We start from the raw sequence: 15,855 nt of genomic DNA on the forward strand, positions 1-15,855 counted from the left end.
TCTCCCCCGACCCGACGTCCGGCCTTGCCGAACCGCATGCTCCGCCGCGCTATGCCGGCGATACCGACGGCGTCGGACATCCGGGCGAACGGCCGGCGATGACATCATGGGCTGCCATCGACACGCTCGCGCCACCGATCCGATGACGATCCGGCGTCGCGGCGCACGCCTTCGATCTCAAGGCCGCGACAACACCATCACCCGTCCCGACACCCGCTGCAGCTTCAGCCACCCGGTATCGGCCGTAAACCGAAGCTGCTGCAACGGAAAATCGAACCCCGCCTTGTGCGCAGCGCTGACCACCGCGTCGGCGATCCAGCGGATCAGTTCCTTTCCTTCGTCAGTGGTCTGGTGGCCGTTCTGGACACCATAGAAATAGCGATTCCCGGCGTTGACCTCGTTCTGCAACTGCATCCAGTGTCCCGGCAGGCCCGGCAGCGTTCTGAACAGGTCGGCCACGCGCTGCGTCGTCAGGCCGCGCGCCCACAGTGCGCCATTCACCGCGGGCCGCGCCAGGTTGTGACGGTCTGCTTCCTGGGCCTGCTCCTTGATGTCGCCTTTCAGAATATCGGGTTTCGTCATCGCACTGTCCTCGTGAGGGCCCCGCAACGGGCCGGTTGAATCAAAAAAGCCGCCGAACATCGGGCGCGCGCGTTGCGTGCACGATACCGCTAATCTCGAAATTGATCGCCTGTCAGGTATATCAGGCCAGCGTGTTGCGATATTGCGCGCAAGAATCAGCCTCGTCCGATAGGCGCCGCGACAGCGGGTCGATATGCTTATCGGGTGTGGTGCCGGTGGAGTGTCTTGTTCAAGTTCGGAGTGAGCCGGTCATCAACCTTCGCCGGCGCCGCACACCCCTCCCGTTGCGATCCGGCTTCGGCGCGGGCGTTCGGTGGTGGCCGGTGGGCGCGGCCACGACAGAGAAAGACGATGTTGAAACAACACGCTGCCATATGCGAACGCCGAGCGCCTGCTCCGAAGCCGGATCCTCCCTCCCTTCTCGCCTGCGCCACCCATCATTCAATAATTCGCGACATGCATCGATATAATTTCGCGATTATATCGATCGACAATAAATCGAATTCACGTCATTAAATCGGACTATTTCAGCTTTCGATTTTCTGAACAATTTCCATTCCCGGCCGAATATTTTTTTATTTATTTTTCGCCATGCTGGCCGAACCGTGTTTAAAACAGCAAACGTTTGTGTGACACGGTGAAGCGCCTTACCGATCGATCGCAGGGCTGACTCCGCAATAGCGCCGGGGTCAACCACACATTGCGAATCGATTCATTCGAGCAGTCATTTGCAGTCCCACGCTGTACTCCGTGCGCGACAACGGCGGGATCCACTCGCCGGCCGCGCGACGCGAGACCTATCATCGAGACGAGGACGACATGTCACAACCGTTTACCCATGACGATCTTTACGCACTGCTGCAACTCGCCGGCAACGATGCAACCGCCGTACAGGCGAACGGCGACCAGGCGGTGCTCGACCGGATGCGCCAGTTCATGACCACGCAGCTCGTGGAAAAGCTGCCGCAATACGATGTGTTCGTCGACATCGCGACCATCCCGTACAGCTTCGACGTCGGCAGCTGGCAGAACAAGGTGAAGGCCGATGCGGCGGGGCAGGTCGTCGCCTGCACGGTGACGTGGGCCGGCGCGCCCGGCGTGCTGCCCGGGGCCGCGGCAAAGTTCGGCGTCGGCGCGGTGGTCAATTACTTCTCGAAAGCGACCCCGCAACCGCAGCCCACCCAGCCGGGCACGACGACCGGCGGCGGCGAACGCGACGGCATCTTCAATCTGCCGCCGAACATCGCGTTCGGCGTGACGGCGCTGGTCAATTCGTCCGCGCAGCAGACGATCGAAGTCTACGTCGATGACAACGCGAAGCCGGCCGCGACGTTCCAGGGCGCCGGCACGCAGGACGCGAACCTGAACACGCAGATCGTGAACTCGGGCAAAGGGAAGGTGCGCGTGGTGGTGACGGCGAACGGCAAACCGTCGAAGATCGGTTCGCGTCAGGTCGACATCTTCAAGAAGACCTACTTCGGGCTCGTCGGGTCGGAAGACGGAACGGATGGCGATTACAACGACGGCATCGCGATCCTGAACTGGCCGCTCGGCTAAGCAGCCGCATCCTGCCAACCATCGCCACGCCGCCCGGCGTGGCGATTTGCTTTGGTACGCCGCACCGAGGTGCGCGTCGACGCCGGCCGCGGCGACCGGCTTGGGCTCGACGGTCAGCCGTCGTTCGGTGCGCCGGATTGCGACATCGCGAGCGGCGGCGCCCACGTGGCCGCGGCCAACTGTGTGCGCGCGGCGTGGGCCACGCGGTTGAACGCGACCCGCTGCTCGCCCCTCAGTTTCGCCGCGCTGGCCGCCTGCACCAGTTCGATCGGATCCACGAGACGGGCATGTCGCCGCACCTCGAAGTGCAGATGCGGGCCGGTCGCGGTGCCTGTGCTGCCGACGGCGCCGACACGCTGGCCGCGCACGACCCGCGCGCCGGTTCGCAGCGTCGGCTCGAATGCCGACAGGTGCGCGTAATACGACGCATAGCCGCCGTCGTGCCGAATCACCACGTACTTGCCGTAGCCACCCGGCTCGGTGCCGATGAAAGTCACGACCCCGCGCTCCGACGCGTGGACGGCACGGCCCGTCGGCGCGGCCAGATCCACACCGGAATGGACGTGACGCGCGCCGGTGACCGGATGCACGCGCGCGCCGAACCGCGAGCTGACCCGCGTTGCGTTGACCGGCATCGCGAACCGCGCGCCGGCGAGCGGCATGCCGTCGAGATCGTAGTACGCGCCTGGCGAGCCAGCCTGCGGCGCGAACCACACGCCCGCGACACGCTGGCCGCGAAAGCGGATGTCGAGCGCCGTCACGCGCACGTGGCCCGGCAGGGTCGCACTGTCGTCCGGCTCGAAGGCGACGCGGAAGGTATCGCCAATCGCGCCGCGCTGCGTTGAATCGATCCGCCCGGCCAACATGCGCGTGATCTGCGCGTCAACGCCGGCCGGCAGATCGGCGCGCGCGAGCGACGTGCGCAGGCTGCCGGTGATCGCGCCGGCTCGCGTGCCGCTCTCCTGCTGCGCGAGCACGAACGGCTCGGCGGACGCCAGATCGACATGACGCGCGTCGAATGCCGGCCGAACACCGATTGCCGGAAGCGGCGAGGCAAAACCGTCCGCGAAGCGGGCCGCGTAATCGCGCTCGATCGCCTCGCGTGCCGCATCGCAGAGGATGACGTACGGCGCACATGCACCGGTACGCATCGCGAATGTGACCGAAGCGCTCGTCGCACGCGGCTCCAGCGCGACACGCGGCACGGCGGTCGATGCCAGCAAACCGCCCCAGATGGTCCGGGCGGAACTGAAAAAAGGCACGTCGACAAGGTCGGCCGTTTGCGCCGTTACAGGCGAAAACGGCGTGGCATCGGAAGACGCCCACGCCACCGCACCCTGCATGCCGGCAAGCCACGCCGCAGCAACGACACCGCGCGCCAGCGCGCGGCGAATCGGAAAGCGGATGGCGCCGCAGCGCGCGGGCCGACCTTGTTCGCGTGCGAGACGTAAACACAGGTCAAGCCGCATTGCGTCGTCACTCGCTATCAATGAAAAAGGAGGGGGAAACCGGTTATCGCGGAGGAACGATCATCGCGATCCGGTAGCCTGGAAGCGAGTGTATCGGCACAGCCAACATAGCTAAATAGGACAAATCCGATTTGTTTGAATACTCGCTTAGTACACACACCAAATCGCGATTTCACGGCGCCGACACGTGAGATCCGGCCCCCATGCATTCGCGCGAACTACCCCGTGGCGTGTACAGTCGAGGGCGGCCGACGCACGAGCGGATGCCCGCCCGACCACGGCGGACGACGCCACCCGTCGCGCCTTCTGTCCTCAAACCGGAATCCCGTCATGTTTCTCGATCATCTTCATCCGGAACGCTGGACGTTCCTGTGGAACGCGTTGTCCACGCTTTCGCTCAGGCTCTGCGCCGCCCTCGCGCTACTCGTCGCGGGCTGGTGGCTGTCGAAGCGCATCGGCAACTGGCTGAGCCGGCTGCTCACGAACAAGGAGCGCGTCGACGACACGCTGCGGCCGATCCTCTGCGACGTCGCCGTGTGGGGCATCCGCATCGTCGCGATCGTCGGTGCGCTTTCACAGCTCGGCATCGAAACCGCGAGCATCGTCGCGGTGCTCGGCGCGGCCGGCCTCGCGATCGGGCTCGCGCTGCAAGGCACGATGCAGAACATCGCGGCCGGCATCATGCTGTTGCTGCTGCGGCCGTTCAAGGTGGGCGACTACATCGACGGCGGCACGGGTGTCGCGGGGACGGTGGACGAGGTCGGGCTCTTCATGACGCGGCTGACGAAGCCGGACGGCATCTGCGAATACGTGCCGAACAGCGCGCTGTGGGGTAGCTCGATCCGTAACTACACGCGCAATCCGACCCGCCGTCTCGATCTCGAAGTGGAAGTGTCCGTGCACGACGACATCGATCGCGCGCTCGATGCGCTGCGCGCGCTGGCCGAAGCCGATCCCGACGTGTTGAAGGATCCCGCGCCGGACGTGATGGTGATGCGCTTCGACGACAGCACGGCGGTCGCGAACATGCGCGTGTGGACGCACACGGACAAGTTCTGGGCGATGCGCTGGCGCCTCGCGCGCCAGGTGCGCAAGACGCTCGCCGACGCGGACTGCGCGCTGCCGATTCGCACGCGCGAGCTGCACATCGTGCACGACGTCGAACGACAGCCGCAGCAGGTCGAGCCGCGCCGCGTACAGGCGTCGTAACACGTCGGGGCGCACGACCGCGCATGCAGCACAGCGCGGCGCGCCCCGCCTGCGTCACATCCTGACGATATCGAGCAGCGCCTTCCTGCCGCTCTGGTACGTGAACACCGAGATCGCGCCGTGCTTCAGGTCGCCCTGCGGCGTGAAGCGCGTTTCGCCGATCACGCCGCGATAGTCGGTCGCCGGCATCGCGGCCAGCACCTTGGCCGGGTCCGTCGAATTCGCGCGCTGCATCGCGTCGACGATGATGTACACCGCGTCGTACGAGAACGGCGCGTACACCTGCATCGGCTGGTGGTAGCGCGCTTCGTAACGCTTCACGAACGCCGCGCCGCCCGGCATCTTCTCGAGCGCGATGCCGGCTTCCGAGCACACGACATTGTCCGACGCCGGACCCGCGAGCTTCGGCAGGTCGGTCGAGCATACGCCGTCGCCGGCGAGGATCTTCGCGCGCAGGCCGAGCTGGCGTGCCTGCTTCGCGAGCGGGCCGCCCGTCGCATCCATCCCGCCGTACATGATCGCGTCCGGATTCTCGCCCTTGATCTTCGTGAGGATCGCGCGGAAGTCGATCGCCTTGTCGTTGGTCGCGTCGCGCGAGATGACCTTCATCCCGGCCGATTTCGCCGCCTTCTCGAACTCGGTCGCGAGGCCCTGCCCGTACGCGGTCGAATCGTCGACCACGGCCACCGTCCTGATGCCCAGCTTCTTCGCCGCATACATCGCCAGCGCGGGCCCTTGCTGCGCATCGGTCGCGACGACGCGATAGGTCGTCTTGAAGCCCTGCTGCGTGTACATCGGGTTGGTCGCGGCCTGCGAGATCTGTACGACGCCGCCGTCGCGATAGACGCGCGACGCCGGAATCGACGTGCCCGAGTTGTGATGGCCGACGACGCCGACCACCTTGTCGTCGACGAGCCGCTGCGCGACCTGCGTCGCGGTGCGCGGGTCGCCCGCGTCATCCTGCGCGTCGAGTTGCAGCGTGACCTTCTTGCCGCCGACCACGAGCCCCTTCGCATTGATCTCCTCGACCGCGAGCCGCGCGCCGTTCTCGCTGTCCTTGCCGAGGTGCGCGATCGCACCGGTCAGCGGCGCGACGTGCCCGATGCGCACGATCCCGTCCGCGTGCGCGGGCAGCGCGGACCATGCGCACGCCAGCGCGGCCACGGTCGCGCGTGCCGTCTTGTTCCGATATCGATTCATGTTCGTCTCCTTCCTTATCGCTCTTCGTTCGTGATTGGATCGTCGTTCATCAAAGGCAAAGCGATACGGTCACGCGCGCCCTTCGAAACCGAGCAGCACGTTCACCGCGTTGATACCGATTTCCTCGACCATGTAGCCGCCTTCCATCACGAACAGCGTCGGCAGGTTCAGGCGCGCGAGCGCTTCGCCGACGCGCAGGTAGTCGGGCGAGCGCAGGCGGAAATGGCTGATCGGGTCGTGCTCGAACGTATCGACGCCGAGGGACACGACCAGCAGGTCGGGCGCATGTGCGGCGATCGCGGCGGCCGCGTGGTCGAGCGCCGCCGCGTAGGTGTCCCACTGCGTGCCCTTCGGCAGCGGCAGGTTCAGGTTGAAGCCCTCGCCCACGCCGCTGCCGCGCTCGTCCGCGTAGCCGGAGAAGTACGGATACGACACCGGCGGCTCGCCGTGGATCGACGCGAACAGCACGTCCGCGCGGTCGTAGAAGATGTCCTGCGTGCCGTTGCCGTGGTGGAAGTCGACGTCGAGCACCGCGACGCGCGACGCGCCGCTCGCGATGCCTTGCTGCGCGGCGATCGCCGCGTTGTTCAGGTAGCAGTAGCCGCCCATGTACTCGCGGCCCGCATGGTGGCCGGGCGGGCGGCACAGCGCGAACGCCGCGCGCGCACCGCCGTTCGACAGCAGGTCGGCGCCGGTCAGCGCCGAGTTCGCGCTCGCGCTCACTGCGCCCCACGTGCCGCCGTTGATCGGCGCGCCGGCGTCCATCGCGAAGAAGCCGAGCTTGCCGTCGATGAAGTCGGGCAGCGTCGCCGCCGACGGCATCGCGCGCACCGGCCACACGAGCGGCAGCGCCTGGCAGGTGCGGCCGGTCGCGGTCCATTCGTCCCACGCGCCGGCGAGAAACTCGACATAGCGCGCGCTGTGCGCGCCGGCATAGCACGCGCGGTCGAACGCGCGCGGCGCGATCACGTCGCCGAGGCCGGCCGCGCGGACCTGCGCGAGCACCGTCTCGGCGCGCAGGGGGTTCTCGAACGAATCGGTGATCGCGCCGTCCTTCAGTTCGACGCCGCGATGCAGATGGTGATCGCTGCTGTAGACCGTGAGCATGGTTGACCGTTGCAGTGAAGGCTGTGAGGGGTGAAAACAGTCTATTGATGCCGGCCGGCAATAACTTTGCTTTCCACCCCTTCGTTTCGTACAATTTTGAGAAAACCGTCTACGGAGACCCGGGAATGAGCAAAAATCGCGCTTCGGTGGAACTGGACGGCGTCGACCGCGCGATGCTCCGCCTGCTGCAGGAAGACGGCGCGCTGTCGAACGCGACGCTGGGCGAGAAGCTGTCGTTGAGCGTCACGCCGTGCTGGCGCCGCCGCAAGCGGCTCGAGGACGAGCACGTGATCACCGGCTACCAGGCGAACCTCGACCGCCGCGCGCTCGGCATGAACGTGTTCGCGTTCGTGCAGGTCACGTTCAACATGCATTCGGACCAGGATCCGGATCACTTCGAGGAGGTGATGCGGCGTCACGACGAAGTGACGTCGTGCCACAAGATCACCGGCGCGGCCGACTACATCCTGCAGGTCGTCGCGGCCGATCTCGACGCGTACGCGGAATTCGTCGAACGCGTGCTGAGAAAGCAGGCCGGCGTGTCGTCGATCCAGTCGAGCCTCGCGCTGCGCGAGGTCAAGTTCTCGTCGCGCGTGCCGGTGCCGGATGCGTGATCGTTCATGTTGTCGTCATGCGCCCGCGCGCGGGCATCCGCTGTCGATCGTCATTCCATGGAGCGCTACCGATGAAACGTCTTCTACCTTCCGCCTCGCTTGCCGCAACGATCGCCTGCGCACTCGCACTGAGCGCCTGTGCGGCGCAATCGTCCGCACCGGCCGCTTCGTCGACGCCTGCCCAACCTGCCACGCCGGCCGCCCCGCAGATGGTCGGCGGCGATCGCGACGCGCACGGCTGCATCGGCTCGGCCGGCTATTCGTGGTGCGAACAGACCCAGCAATGCGAACGCCCGTGGGAACTCGCGAAGCAGAAGGGTTTCTCGAATTCGGCGCAAGCGTACGAGCAGTTTTGCCACAACAATTTCGCGAAGTGACGTGAGGTGACTGGACGTAAAGCGATCATGTCGCGGCGCGATGCCGCGACATGACGCGTCCGCATTCCATCCCGCTCCCGCTCGGTTATCCACATCTTTTCCGGTTCCGGCGACCCTCGTTCCGGAATCCCGGACACGCAAAAAACCCCACAAAAACAAGGGCATTTTTCGTTTGTGACACAGCAAACGAGTTCGGTTACATTACGCGCCCCTTGCCATACCGCCCCCGCAACACGCGTCGTGCGCGGCCTCTTTCCACGCAGCCTGAAGCGCCGTCCGCGCAGGCTTGCCGCGAGGGCCCCGGCGCGTTGCGCGCCATCGCGACGCAGGCGATTTCCAGCCTGCGACAAGCCGATCCGAAGGTGTCCTTGGCGACGGCTGCGCGTGCGCAAATGCAACGGCGAACACGGTCGATCCGGAATTCCGGATTCGCGGTCCGGATCTCCGGATGCGCGAGCCCGTTGCGATTCGGCATCGGCCGGGCGGCATGGCAAACCGATACATTCAAGTTGAAGAGGGATCTGCTGTGATCAAAACGTTACGGGTAATACTGTCGGCGCTCGCGCTGTGCGTCGCCGCGTCGTCCGCGCACGCCGCCGATACGAAGAAGGTCGACGTCCTGCTGGTGGGCGGCGGCATCATGAGCTCGACGCTCGGCGTCTGGCTGCACGAGCTCCAGCCCGACTGGTCGATGACGATGGTCGAGCGCCTCGACGGCGTCGCGCTGGAAAGCTCGAACGGCTGGAACAACGCGGGCACCGGCCACTCGGCGCTCGCCGAGCTGAACTACACGCCGGAGAAGGCGGACGGCAAGGTCGACATCTCGAAGGCGATCGAGATCAACGAGTCGTTCCAGATCTCGCGCCAGTTCTGGGCCTGGCAGGTCCGCCAGGGCGTGCTGAAGAACCCGCATTCGTTCATCAACTCGACGCCGCACATGAGCTTCGTCTGGGGCGACGACAACGCCCGCTTCCTGAAGAAGCGCTACGACGCGCTGCAGGCGAGCCCGCTGTTCCGCGGGATGCAGTATTCGGAAGACTACGACCAGATCAAGCAGTGGGTGCCGCTGATGATGGAAGGCCGCGACCGCTCGCAGAAAGTCGCCGCCACCTGGACGCCGATCGGCACCGACGTGAACTTCGGCGAGATCACGCGCCAGTTCGTCGGCTACCTGAAGACGCAGCCGAACTTCACGCTGTCGCTGTCGAGCGAAGTGCGCGAGATCTCGCGCAACGCGGACGGCACGTGGCACGTGTCGTGGGTCAAGCTGCACTCGGACGAACCGCCGCAGGCCGTCGACGCGAAGTTCGTGTTCATCGGCGCGGGCGGCGGTGCGCTGCACCTGCTGCAGGCGTCGGGCATCCCCGAGGCGAAGGACTACGGCGCGTTCCCGGTCGGCGGCTCGTTCCTCGTGACCGACAACCCCGAGGTCGTGAAGCGGCACCTCGCGAAGGCGTACGGCAAGGCGTCGGTCGGCTCGCCGCCGATGTCGGTGCCGCACCTCGACACGCGAATCATCGACGGCAAGAAGATCATCCTGTTCGGGCCGTTCGCGACGTTCTCGACCAAGTTCCTGAAGAACGGCTCGTACTTCGACCTCGCGAAGAGCACCAACCTGCACAACGTCGCGCCGATGATGCGCGTGGGCGTCGACGAATTCCCGCTCGTCCAGTACCTGGCCGGCCAGCTGATGCTGTCCGACGACGACCGTTTCAACGCGCTGAAGGAATATTTCCCCGACGCGAAGAAGGCAGACTGGCGCCTGTGGCAGGCCGGTCAGCGCGTGCAGATCATCAAGCGCGACCCGAAGAAGGGCGGCGTGCTGAAGCTCGGCACCGAGATCGTCAGCTCGCAGGACGGCAGCATCGCGGGCCTGCTCGGCGCATCGCCGGGCGCGTCGACGGCGGCGCCGATCATGCTGAACCTGATGCAGAAGGTGTTCAAGGACAAGGTCGCGACGCCCGAATGGCAGCAGAAGCTCCGCCAGATCGTGCCGAGCTACGGCACGAAGCTGAACGACAGCCCGGCGAAGGTCGTCGAGGAATGGACCTATACGAGCGACGTGCTGCAGTTGTCGCCGCCGCCGAAGATCGACCTGACGACGCCGTCGCAAGCGACGGGCTCGGCCCCGGCGCGCCCCGCGAAGGCATCGGCCGACATGGCGCTGTAACGCGTCCGGCCCCGTTTCATCGCATCGCACGGCCGCCCTCCGGGGCGGCCGTTTTACATGGCCGATGCGGGCGAGGCCGCGCGCACCGGCCGGCGGCGTTCTCACCGGTTGCCGACAGCCGGCACGGCCACTGCCGATCGACCGCTAACGGTCGTCCGCCACCGGTCTCCGCTACCGCCCCTCCGCATCCGCTAGAATTGCGGGCACGCGCGACGCTGTCGCCCCCGATCCACCCCCCGCATCGACGCGGTCCACGCGACCGCCGGTGCGGCCCGCGCCCGAGCCGCGCGAGCGCCGCACCCCGTTGCCGCGCCCGCCGGGCGCGCCACCAACCGAATTCAGCTGGAGAATGACCGTGTTTACCTGCAGAAACCAGAGCTGCGGCACGCAGTGGGAGACGTCCGACGTCGTAATCAAGGACGAAGGCCAGGGGCTGCTGTTCCGCTGCCCGCTGTGCGGCGCGCGCAACTATCTCGAGCGCTTCGACGCGGAAGACGGCACGGTCGTCTACGAGCAGATGGCCGGCCGCCCTTACCTCGGAGACGTGGAATGACCCAGCCGACCGCCACGCCCTTCAGCGCGCTGCCGCTGACGCCCGCCGCGCTCGCGAACCTCACGCAGCTCGGCTACGTCGACATGACGCCGATCCAGGCCGCGAGCCTGCCGATCGCGCTGGCCGGCCACGACCTGATCGCACAGGCGAAGACGGGCAGCGGCAAGACCGCCGCGTTCTCGCTCGCGCTGCTGGCGCGCCTCGACACGCGCCGCTTCGACGTGCAGGCGATGGTCCTGTGCCCGACGCGCGAGCTCGCCGACCAGGTCGCGCAGGAAGTGCGCCGCCTCGCGCGCGCCGAGGAAAACGTGAAGGTGCTGACGCTATGCGGCGGCACGCCGATGCGCCCGCAGGCGCAGAGCCTCGAACACGGCGCGCATATCGTCGTCGGCACGCCCGGCCGCATCATGGATCACCTCGAGCGCGGCAACCTGAAGCTCGACGCGCTGAACACGCTCGTGCTCGACGAAGCCGACCGGATGCTCGACATGGGCTTCTTCGACGACATCGCGAAGGTCGCGCGGATGTGCCCGACGACGCGCCAGACGCTGCTGTTCTCGGCGACCTATCCGGACGGCATCGCGAAGCTGAGCCAGCAGTTCCTGCGCAACCCGAAGGAAGTGAAGCTCGAGGAACGCCACGACAACAGCAAGATCCGCCAGCGCTTCTACGAAGTGGCGGAAACCGAACGTCTGCACGCGGTCGGCCAGTTGCTGAACCACTACCGGCCGGTGAGCACGATCGCGTTCTGCAATACCAAGCAGCAATGCCGGGACCTGCTCGACGTGCTGCACGCGCAGGGCTTCCACGCGCTCGCGCTGCACGGCGAGCTCGAACAGCGCGAGCGCGACCAGGTGCTGATCCAGTTCGCGAACCGCAGCTGCTCGGTGCTGGTCGCCACCGACGTCGCCGCGCGCGGGCTCGACATCGCGCAGCTCGAGGCGGTGATCAACGTCGACGTGACGCCCGATCCCGAGGTGCATGTGCACCGCATCGGCCGCACCGGCCGCGCGGACCAGGAAGGCTGGGCGCTGAGCCTCGCCAGCATGGATGAGATGGGCCGCGTGGGCGCGATCGAGCAGGCGCTGAAGCGCGAAGTCGAATGGCATCCGCTCGCGGAACTGAAGCCGGCCGGCAACGACACGCTGCTGCCGCCGATGGAAACGCTGCAGATCCTCGGCGGGCGCAAGGACAAGATCCGCCCGGGCGACGTGCTCGGCGCGCTGACCGGCGATGCAGGGTTCGACGGCAAGCAGATCGGCAAGATCAATGTGACCGAGTTCTCGACTTATGTCGCGATCGAGCGCGGCGTCGCGCACGACGCGCTGCGCAAGCTCAATGCGGGGAAGATCAAGGGCAAGCGGGTCAAGGTCCGGTTGATGGACGAGGAGTGACCTCGAGCGGCGCGTCTGTCACGGCAGCCGCGCCGCCGCATCACGCCAGCTCGGGATACCCATGCGCGGCCGCGTCCCGCGCGAACCGGGCAATCGTGTCGTACGCGCCCGGCGGCAGGCGCTCGAATCCCTTCAGCCGCAGCACGTTCGCCCGTTCCGGATCGACCGCGACCGCGTGATCGAGCGCATCCCGCAACGCCTCCACCCGCCCCCGTTTCAGCGCCTTCGACGCGATCAACGGCAACCCCGGCGCCGACGCCGTCATGCCGATGATCCGGATCTCGTTCAACAGCTCGGGCAGCGCATCGCGCACGTACGCGAACGTCACGCAGTCGATCGCCGCGCAATCGGCGTCGCCGGCCGCCAACGCGCGCAGCACGTTCAGGTGCGCGCCGAACGACACGACCGAACCGAAGAAACGTCCGTCATGCGCATGCGGCGCGACCGCATGCCGGAACGCGTTCATCCCGCTGTGCGAATCGTCGCCGTTGAATGCGGCCCGCAATCCGCGACAGGCAGCCAGCGTCGTCGCACCGCCCGCATGCACGCGCGCGGACACGGCGAGCACGCTGCTGTAGCGCGCGCCGTCGCAGCCGGGCGCATCGAAGGCCGGCGTCGCGATCAGGTGCACGGCATCGCGCAAGCCGAGCATCCGGTACGGATAGCCGCACGTCTGCGACAACAGCAGGTCGTTGCGCCGCCACAGCGCGTGCAGATCGCCGAATGGCTCTTCGAGCAGTACGACGCCGGCAGGCCCGCCGGTGCGCGCGAATGCATCGAGCGCATCACGCAGCAATGCACGCCACAGTGCGGCGTGGCGCGGCGTCACGTTGTACATCGGCAGTCCGGCGATCCATTGGCTCATGCGCGCATTCTACGCATCGGAGGTGCCCGGGAGAAAGCCGGTTCGCCCACATTTCCGCAAGGTTCGCACCCGGCGGAGGCTGCCAATGCTTATCGGTCTCCCGGCGATAAGCAAATGCGAATTGCTTGGTTGGCCTGACGATGCAGCCCGGTTAGCGTTCCACTTTCGCAACGCGGTCGGATGCCGCTGTAGCGGTCGACCGCGCGCCGCGACGCCTGTCGGCCAATCGCATCGCGCCCCGCACCGGCGCGATCGTCCGCTTCCCGCATCGCCCGCACTACCCGTTTCATCCCGCCTCAGCACCATGGCCGAATACTTCGACGTCGACCACGCGCGCGCGATCGCCACGCTCGACGCCCGCTTCACCGCCCGCACCGAGTGGCCGACCTGGCTGCTGGTCGTCGCGATCTACAGCGGCTGGCTCGCCGTGCTGCTGCTCGTGCGCGCCGGACGCCTGCCGCTCGCGGCCGCGACGCCGCCGCTGATCCTGCTCGGCGCGTGGCACCTGTCGCTGCAGCACGAGCTGCTGCACGGCCATCCGACGCGTTCCGCGTTCGTGAACCGGCTGCTCGGCTATCCGCCGCTGACGATCTGGTATCCGTACACGCTGTACCGCGACACGCACCTCGATCATCACCGCGACGAGGACCTGACCGTGCCCGGCGTCGACCCGGAAACGAACTACGTGTCGCGCGAGCAGTGGGCGCGGCTGCCGCGCTGGCGTCGCACACTGACGGTTGCGCGCACCACCTTCATCGGCCGTCTCGTGTTCGGGCCGCCCATGAGCGTCGTCGCGATGTTCGCCGACACGTTCCGCACATTCCGGCGCGGCGACTTCCGCTATCTGCGGATGTGGATCACGCACGCCGCCTGCGTGGTCGCGCTGCTCGCAGGGTTGCAATGGGCGATCGGCGTGCCGTGGTGGTACTACCTGCTGGCGGTCACGTGGCCGGCGCTGTCGCTCGCGATGATCCGTTCGCTGTTCGAGCACCGCGCGGCGCGACATCCGAAGGCGCGCATCGTGATCAACGAAGCCGGCTTCGCGATGCGCCTGCTGTACCTGAACAACAACTATCACCTCGTGCATCACGACCTGCCGAAGCTGCCGTGGTACGACCTGCCGCGCGCGTACCGGATGCGGCGCGACGCGTATGCGGAAAAATGCGGCGGCTTCGTGATTCGCGGCGGGTATCGCGAACTGCTGGCGCGCCATGCATGGACGCCGACCGACACGCCCGTGCATCCGTTCGACCAGGGCACGGCGTCGCTGTCGACCGGCAGCGGCGCGAAAGTGGCCGCGGTCGACGGCTATCTTCAGATCAGTACGTGATGCTCGAACGGGCCGCGCCGCGTCGTGACGCCGCCCGAGTCGACCGCGCACCGGCAAGGCCATCCGGCCGCGCCACGTTCCTTACGAAAAGCCGACAATATCGATCTTCCTCGGCGAATTGCCAATTCCATCGGCAATGCCCAGAATGACGGCTCGTCCGGGGCTTCCAACAATCATTCGCCCCGGCTCAGCCTTCCGGCCGCGCGCCGCACTCCCCTACGACGATGCAACCGAACACCTCGCCCGGCGCGATCCGCTCGATCGGCAACGACTGGTCCGTCTCCGCGATCACCGCGGGCTTTCTCGCGGTGCTGATTTCCTATGCGGGCCCGCTCGCGATCTTCTTCCAGGCGTCGCAGGCCGCGCATGCGTCCAACGCGATGGTGACGTCGTGGGTCTGGGCGATCTCGATCGGCGCGGGCATCTCGGGGCTGTTCGCGAGCTGGAAGCTGAAGGTGCCGGTCGTGACCGCGTGGTCGGCGCCCGGCACCGCGCTGCTCGTCGGCCTCTTTCCGCAACTGACGCTGAACCAGGCCGTCGGCGCGTACATCACGGCCGCGCTGATCATCCTCGTGATCGGCATCACCGGCTATTTCGACCGGCTCGTGCGCCACATTCCGCGCGGCATCGCCTGCGGGATGATGGCCGGCATCCTGCTGCCGTTCGGCATGCACGCGTTCTCCGCCGCGACCGCGCAGCCGGTGCTCGGGTTCGGGATGATCGCAGCCTACGTGATCTTCAAGCGCCTGCTGCCGCGCTACAGCATCGTGCTGGTGCTGCTGACGGGCGCCGCACTCGCGACGCTGCTCGGCATGACGCAGCTCGGCAGCGTGTCGCCGAGCATCGCGCGGCCGATCTTCATCGCGCCCGAATGGACGCTCGGCACCACGCTCAGTCTCGCGCTGCCGCTCGTCGTCGTCAGTCTCACCGGCCAGTTCCTGCCGGGCATGACGATCCTGCGCGTGTCGGGCTATCACACGAGCGCCCGGCCGATCATCACCGCGACCAGCGTGATGTCGCTCGTCGTCGCGTGCTTCGGCGGGATCACGATCGTCGTCGCGGCGATCACCGCGGCGCTCTGCACCGGCAAGGACTCGCACGAGGATCCGGACCGGCGCTATATCGCGGGCCTCGCGAACGGAGTGATCTACCTGATCGGCGGGCTTTTCGCGGGGACGATCGTCACGCTGTTCTTCGCGCTGCCGAAGGCCTTCGTCGCGATCCTTGCGGGGCTCGCGCTGATCGGCGCGATCGGCGCGAACGTGCACGGCATCTTCGAGGACGAGGATCATCGCGAAGCGTCGGTGATCACGTTCCTCGCGACCGCATCGGGGATGACGTGGCTCGGGCTCGGTTCCGCGTTCTGGGGGATCGTGATCGGGTCGGTCGCGTATGTGGTGTTGAGCAGGGTGCGGCGGCCGGTGTAAC

General features: G+C 66.9%; 14 protein-coding genes. 9 read left to right on the top strand and 5 right to left on the bottom strand.

Features of this window, described 5'->3' with window-relative positions; genetic code table 11:
* Positions 1-177: 177 nt before the first annotated feature.
* Positions 178-582, bottom strand: coding sequence for a peptide ABC transporter ATPase (locus ACVK00_RS04525; RefSeq protein ID WP_228908815.1), 405 nt, complete (start codon positions 580-582; stop codon positions 178-180).
* An 819-nt stretch (positions 583-1,401) separates the two neighbouring features.
* Between ACVK00_RS04525 and ACVK00_RS04530 the strand changes: the two genes are divergently transcribed.
* Positions 1,402-2,139, top strand: coding sequence for a fucose-binding lectin II (locus ACVK00_RS04530; RefSeq protein ID WP_228908814.1), 738 nt, complete (start codon positions 1,402-1,404; stop codon positions 2,137-2,139).
* Positions 2,140-2,252: 113 nt separating this feature from the next.
* Here the strand turns inward: ACVK00_RS04530 and ACVK00_RS04535 are convergent, their stop codons facing one another.
* Complete coding sequence (locus ACVK00_RS04535) at positions 2,253-3,608, bottom strand: M23 family metallopeptidase (RefSeq protein WP_284888609.1); 1,356 nt, start codon at positions 3,606-3,608, stop codon at positions 2,253-2,255.
* Between the two features lie 330 nt (positions 3,609-3,938).
* Here ACVK00_RS04535 and ACVK00_RS04540 point away from each other — a divergent pair, with 330 nt between their 5' ends.
* Complete coding sequence (locus ACVK00_RS04540; RefSeq protein ID WP_284888608.1) at positions 3,939-4,817, top strand: mechanosensitive ion channel family protein; 879 nt, start codon at positions 3,939-3,941, stop codon at positions 4,815-4,817.
* Positions 4,818-4,871: 54 nt separating this feature from the next.
* Here the strand turns inward: ACVK00_RS04540 and ACVK00_RS04545 are convergent, their stop codons facing one another.
* Together ACVK00_RS04545 and ACVK00_RS04550 are read right to left on the bottom strand one after the other, a co-directional pair.
* On the bottom strand, positions 4,872-6,017 hold the full coding sequence (locus ACVK00_RS04545) for a branched-chain amino acid ABC transporter substrate-binding protein (protein WP_284888606.1): 1,146 nt from the start codon (positions 6,015-6,017) through the stop codon (positions 4,872-4,874).
* Positions 6,018-6,086: 69 nt separating this feature from the next.
* The gene (locus ACVK00_RS04550) at positions 6,087-7,124 is read right to left on the bottom strand and encodes a histone deacetylase family protein (RefSeq protein WP_284888605.1); all 1,038 of its coding nucleotides are present in this window, start codon (positions 7,122-7,124) and stop codon (positions 6,087-6,089) included.
* A gap of 125 nt (positions 7,125-7,249) precedes the next feature.
* On the opposite strand from ACVK00_RS04550, the gene ACVK00_RS04555 reads away from it, so the two are divergent.
* The 5 genes from ACVK00_RS04555 (at position 7,250) to dbpA (ending at position 12,232) form a co-directional block, all read left to right on the top strand.
* Positions 7,250-7,738 carry an Lrp/AsnC family transcriptional regulator gene (locus ACVK00_RS04555; protein ID WP_105833634.1) on the top strand — a complete coding sequence of 163 codons (489 nt, stop codon included), beginning with the start codon at positions 7,250-7,252 and terminating at the stop codon, positions 7,736-7,738.
* 71 nt (positions 7,739-7,809) lie between these two features.
* Positions 7,810-8,115: a hypothetical protein gene (locus tag ACVK00_RS04560; RefSeq protein WP_284888604.1), complete on the top strand. Its 306-nt coding sequence runs from the start codon at positions 7,810-7,812 to the stop codon at positions 8,113-8,115.
* A 487-nt stretch (positions 8,116-8,602) separates the two neighbouring features.
* A complete protein-coding gene (gene mqo, locus ACVK00_RS04565; RefSeq protein WP_284888603.1) occupies positions 8,603-10,285 on the top strand; it encodes a malate dehydrogenase (quinone) in 1,683 nt (560 codons plus the stop codon).
* Between the two features lie 355 nt (positions 10,286-10,640).
* Positions 10,641-10,838: a hypothetical protein gene (locus tag ACVK00_RS04570; protein ID WP_006756243.1), complete on the top strand. Its 198-nt coding sequence runs from the start codon at positions 10,641-10,643 to the stop codon at positions 10,836-10,838.
* Positions 10,835-12,232, top strand: coding sequence for an ATP-dependent RNA helicase DbpA (gene dbpA / locus ACVK00_RS04575; RefSeq protein WP_284888602.1), 1,398 nt, complete (start codon positions 10,835-10,837; stop codon positions 12,230-12,232). The genes ACVK00_RS04570 and dbpA overlap by 4 nt, the downstream gene beginning before the upstream one ends.
* Before the next feature lie 40 nt (positions 12,233-12,272).
* Here the strand turns inward: dbpA and ACVK00_RS04580 are convergent, their stop codons facing one another.
* Positions 12,273-13,097 carry a phosphate/phosphite/phosphonate ABC transporter substrate-binding protein gene (locus ACVK00_RS04580; protein ID WP_284888601.1) on the bottom strand — a complete coding sequence of 275 codons (825 nt, stop codon included), beginning with the start codon at positions 13,095-13,097 and terminating at the stop codon, positions 12,273-12,275.
* A 304-nt stretch (positions 13,098-13,401) separates the two neighbouring features.
* Here ACVK00_RS04580 and ACVK00_RS04585 point away from each other — a divergent pair, with 304 nt between their 5' ends.
* Positions 13,402-14,427, top strand: coding sequence for a fatty acid desaturase (locus ACVK00_RS04585; RefSeq protein ID WP_284888600.1), 1,026 nt, complete (start codon positions 13,402-13,404; stop codon positions 14,425-14,427).
* Between the two features lie 224 nt (positions 14,428-14,651).
* Positions 14,652-15,854, top strand: a complete 1,203-nt coding sequence (locus ACVK00_RS04590) for a benzoate/H(+) symporter BenE family transporter (protein ID WP_284888599.1) — start codon at positions 14,652-14,654, stop codon at positions 15,852-15,854.
* The last annotated feature ends 1 nt before the right edge of the window (position 15,855 follow it).

It is taken from the genome of Burkholderia sp. PvR073, assembly GCF_054055695.1.

Bases quoted from the DNA above. Each gene is read 5' to 3' on its own strand.
- mqo (WP_284888603.1), top strand. From the start codon at position 8,603: ATGGCAAACCGATACATTCAAGTTGAAGAGGGATCTGCTGTGATCAAA.
- ACVK00_RS04525 (WP_228908815.1), bottom strand. From the start codon at position 582: ATGACGAAACCCGATATTCTGAAAGGCGACATCAAGGAGCAGGCCCAG.
- ACVK00_RS04545 (WP_284888606.1), bottom strand. From the start codon at position 6,017: ATGAATCGATATCGGAACAAGACGGCACGCGCGACCGTGGCCGCGCTG.
- ACVK00_RS04555 (WP_105833634.1), top strand. From the start codon at position 7,250: ATGAGCAAAAATCGCGCTTCGGTGGAACTGGACGGCGTCGACCGCGCG.
- ACVK00_RS04540 (WP_284888608.1), top strand. From the start codon at position 3,939: ATGTTTCTCGATCATCTTCATCCGGAACGCTGGACGTTCCTGTGGAAC.
- ACVK00_RS04585 (WP_284888600.1), top strand. From the start codon at position 13,402: ATGGCCGAATACTTCGACGTCGACCACGCGCGCGCGATCGCCACGCTC.
- ACVK00_RS04580 (WP_284888601.1), bottom strand. From the start codon at position 13,097: ATGAGCCAATGGATCGCCGGACTGCCGATGTACAACGTGACGCCGCGC.
- ACVK00_RS04530 (WP_228908814.1), top strand. From the start codon at position 1,402: ATGTCACAACCGTTTACCCATGACGATCTTTACGCACTGCTGCAACTC.
- ACVK00_RS04550 (WP_284888605.1), bottom strand. From the start codon at position 7,124: ATGCTCACGGTCTACAGCAGCGATCACCATCTGCATCGCGGCGTCGAA.
- ACVK00_RS04535 (WP_284888609.1), bottom strand. From the start codon at position 3,608: ATGCGGCTTGACCTGTGTTTACGTCTCGCACGCGAACAAGGTCGGCCC.
- dbpA (WP_284888602.1), top strand. From the start codon at position 10,835: ATGACCCAGCCGACCGCCACGCCCTTCAGCGCGCTGCCGCTGACGCCC.
- ACVK00_RS04560 (WP_284888604.1), top strand. From the start codon at position 7,810: ATGAAACGTCTTCTACCTTCCGCCTCGCTTGCCGCAACGATCGCCTGC.
- ACVK00_RS04590 (WP_284888599.1), top strand. From the start codon at position 14,652: ATGCAACCGAACACCTCGCCCGGCGCGATCCGCTCGATCGGCAACGAC.